Annotated in this window: 5 protein-coding genes; 1 reads left to right on the top strand and 4 read right to left on the bottom strand. The window is 39.2% G+C overall.

Going from position 1 to position 3522, the window contains the following annotated elements:
- Both U0M88_RS06480 and U0M88_RS06485 read right to left on the bottom strand, forming a co-directional pair.
- Positions 1 to 530 (bottom strand): chloride channel protein (locus U0M88_RS06480; RefSeq protein WP_331869284.1); only part of this gene is annotated, 530 nt, incomplete at its 3' end.
- Between the two features lie 163 nt (positions 531 to 693).
- The gene (locus U0M88_RS06485) at positions 694 to 1077 is read right to left on the bottom strand and encodes a desulfoferrodoxin family protein (protein WP_117445173.1); all 384 of its coding nucleotides are present in this window, start codon (positions 1075 to 1077) and stop codon (positions 694 to 696) included.
- Positions 1078 to 1129: 52 nt separating this feature from the next.
- Between U0M88_RS06485 and U0M88_RS06490 the strand changes: the two genes are divergently transcribed.
- Positions 1130 to 1990: an RluA family pseudouridine synthase gene (locus U0M88_RS06490; protein WP_117445172.1), complete on the top strand. Its 861-nt coding sequence runs from the start codon at positions 1130 to 1132 to the stop codon at positions 1988 to 1990.
- Here U0M88_RS06490 and U0M88_RS06495 read toward each other — a convergent pair.
- Positions 1968 to 2429, bottom strand: coding sequence for a prepilin peptidase (locus tag U0M88_RS06495; RefSeq protein ID WP_168965170.1), 462 nt, complete (start codon positions 2427 to 2429; stop codon positions 1968 to 1970). The two genes, U0M88_RS06490 and U0M88_RS06495, sit on opposite strands and share 23 nt — an antisense overlap.
- A 150-nt stretch (positions 2430 to 2579) precedes the next feature.
- Positions 2580 to 3377, bottom strand: coding sequence for a peptidylprolyl isomerase (locus tag U0M88_RS06500; protein ID WP_272012850.1), 798 nt, complete (start codon positions 3375 to 3377; stop codon positions 2580 to 2582).
- Positions 3378 to 3522: the final 145 nt, after the last annotated feature.

Raw genomic sequence — 3522 nt, forward strand, 5'->3', positions numbered from 1 at the left:
GGGGCGTTAAAAGCTGCAGCCAATCCGGCGCTGGCCCCTCCGGCAATAAGAATCTTTTTTTCCAGTCGTCCGTTTCCCAACCGATTACCGATAGCCTCTCCGACATTGGCACCTAATTGTATCGATGGGCCCTCTCTTCCTAATGAAAGACCTCCGGCAATCCCCATCGCACCACCGGCAAATTTACAAACCAGAGTAGAAAACCAACTTTTCCGCTTTAAAAAGTATCCTTTTAAAATACCTTCGATCTGCGGTATTCCACTACCGGAAATCATAGGGTTGTAATCCACCATTTTTCCGATCAAATACGCAACGATTCCAAAGACGGGAATCAACAACAAGATCCAGAGAAGATTTCCTGACACAAAATCATACAACGAAAAGGCAAAAGATTCGCCCTTTCCCAATACCAGTCGATACAATACCGCAATCCCTCCGGCACAAACGCCTACAAGCATGCTTTTTAGAATAAGGATCACATTATCGAATACCGAATTGGTAAGGGAATGATAATTATTTTCCAATTTCATGGTTTCCCTCTTTTCTTAAAAAATCCACCTACCATTGTAGTAGAGTCTTTCCCATCTTACAACCCACAGCTTGTAGGATCCTTGCAGGAAAAGTCTGTAAAAACAAAAAAACCGGAATCTTTATACAAGAAATTCCAGTTCTTTTTACGATAGAGCTATTCAATTATTCAGCTTTTAAAGTAAACTCTGTTTTCCAAAGTCCGTGCAGATTACAATATTCATACACCGTAACTTTTCCGGACTTATTCTTCATGCAGAATTCTGCTTCTGGAGCCATATCCGGTGTCAGTGCTTTTTTCACATAGGTTCCGTCTTCAAACTCTACCCAGATCGCATTGATATAGTGTTCTGCTGTCATAGGGTGAGCAACACTTCCTACTTTAACGATCAACTTATGTCCATCTTGTTCTACAACAGGTACGTGTTTTTCCAAAGCCCCGTCAACTTCACCGGCTTTTACTTCGCGCAATCCTTCAATAGCACCTTTTGTAGGTTCTACAACCAATTCAAATACAGCACCGCAATCATCACATTTAAAAATTTTCATTTCGAAAACCTCCTTTATATTGACATTATATCTATAAATCCTAAAATAATCTATGAATATGCTTTCTTCCTTTAAACTTTTGCACTGTGATGAAAATCGACTGCAGTTTATTGCCAAAAAAGAGCTTACGCTTTTCGAACTGCAGTCTCTTTTTCATGCTTCCAGGAAGCACTGGAATCAATGCACGGACTTTAAAGAACCCATTCTGTATAAAGGACAATGTTATACAATTTCTTTTAAGCCAAAAGAGTTTATACATCCGGTATCCTTTGATGATGTTACGATCCTGTATGAAGACTGTTTTGTGATCGTAGCTTTTAAGCTCCCTTTTTTGCTCGTTCATGATGATGGACATACACAAGATACATTACAGGCAAGAATTGATGCTCATTTAATGATGCAGGGAGCTATGTATCCCTGTCAGGCCATTCATCGTATTGACTACGAGGCAAGTGGTCTTCTGCTGTTTAGTAAACATCCTTTTTTTCAGCCTTACTTTGATTTTCAGATGCAGCAGCATCAGATCAAAAAAGAGTATCAGTGCATCGTCGAAGGAAAGTTCCCTTCTTCTATCCACGAAATTTGTAAGCCGATCGGAAAAGACAGACATCAGGCACAAAAGATGCGTATTTCAAAAAACGGAAAACCAAGCATGACAAAAATCACTGCGATAGAATCTAATAAAAATACATCCAAACTGACTATTGAAATTACGACCGGGCGCAAGCATCAGATTCGTGTACATCTGGCTTCCTTGGGATTTCCCATTTATAACGATCCTTTATATGGAGTACGTAAAGATCAAAAGGGATTGTTACTGCAAAGCCATAAACTCTCTTTTAAGCTTCCTTTTCAGAAACAATGTCTTCAGATAGAATGTCCGGATGAGCCTAGAATGTGCTTAAAAGACTGAATAAAATATCCCACAGATAATACCCCTTTACATAAGAAATCCAGACTCCGATACATAAACAGGACACGTAGGCGATCATCTTCTTTTGCCTGAAAGCGGACCATAAAAGACCAAAAAGAACAGAAATCAATACCGCAATCATCATACGATGCATCCCTAAAAGAGAACCGAAAAAGCCTAAAAAATATACATCGGCTATACCAATCCACTCTGGTTTTCTTCGATGTAAAAACAAAGCAGGCACACTGTATAAAAGTGCTCCTTGCCAATGCAGACTTTGAAAGGTGCCGATAAAACCAATGGCAATGCATACACATGCGATCGACCAATGCCAGCTAATATAATAAGTGTGTCGATCTTGTTCAAAAAGACAAAATAAAAAGGTAAAGAAACACTGTGATAACCAGAATGTATCTCGGGACAAAAGAGGCAGAAACATAAAAGAACACAGTCCAAAAGTAATCCACTCAATTTTTTTTGTTCTTTGTAATACTCGTCCTTCAAAAATGGATGTAGCATATGTACATATAAGAATAAAAAAAGCTTCCATACCCTTTAGTATAGAAGCTTCTTCTTACCAATTTCTTACTTATTCACCTTTATATTCAGCAATTTCCACTTTTTCAATCTCAATATTTTCTAATGGATGATCTTGACTGTTTGTCTGCACTTTAGAAATAGCCCGGACCACATCCATGCCCTTGAATACCTGACCGAAAACTGTATGTCCTCGTTGTGGATCAAATGCATTATAAGCCCCATCCAAAGAAGGATTACCACCTTGTGTCTGGTATAGTTCTTTATACTTCTCATCCACCTTGTCCATATTTAAAAAACTGTATCCATAATAATTCAATACAGATTGTTTCTCTTTTTCGCTCATATCCTTGAGCTGATCATAGTTGGCTTGCATACTTTGCCAGTAAGATGGATCAACGACTGGAGCCTGATTGATAAAGAACTGACTTCCGTTGGTGTTGCTGCCGGCATTGGCCATGGCCAGAGAACCGGTAATATTGACAAGCCTGCTGCTGAATTCATCTTCAAATTCTTCCTTCCAGATGCTTTGGCCGCCACTGCCATCTCCGTTAGGATCACCACCTTGAATCATGAAATCAGAAATGATGCGATGAAAGGTCAATCCGTCATAGTATCCTTCTAAAGCCAGTTTTTTAAAATTATAAACTGCTTTAGGTGCAGCCTCCGGAAAAAAACGCACATAAATATCGCCCATGCTGGTATGGATGATAGCAATTTCTTCACCCTTTTCCGGTGCGTCCAACTGCTGTCCTAAACTCAGACTTTCATCATCGGGATCGGGCATATTCTTTAGCTCGACCAATGTATCTTTATTATCTAAAACATGCACAGCCGGATTTTCCTTCATCGTAGCGGATTGGCATCCAACGACGAGAAGACTGCATAAAAATATGGAAATGAATCTCTTTACTCTAGTTTTCATGTACTTTAGTTGGAACTCGTTACCAGATAATCCGGATCATTTGGCTTTTTCTTATAAACAACCTTTAGTA

Source organism: Faecalicoccus sp., from assembly GCF_036552745.1.
Classification (GTDB): domain Bacteria; phylum Bacillota_I; class Bacilli_A; order Erysipelotrichales; family Erysipelotrichaceae; genus Faecalicoccus.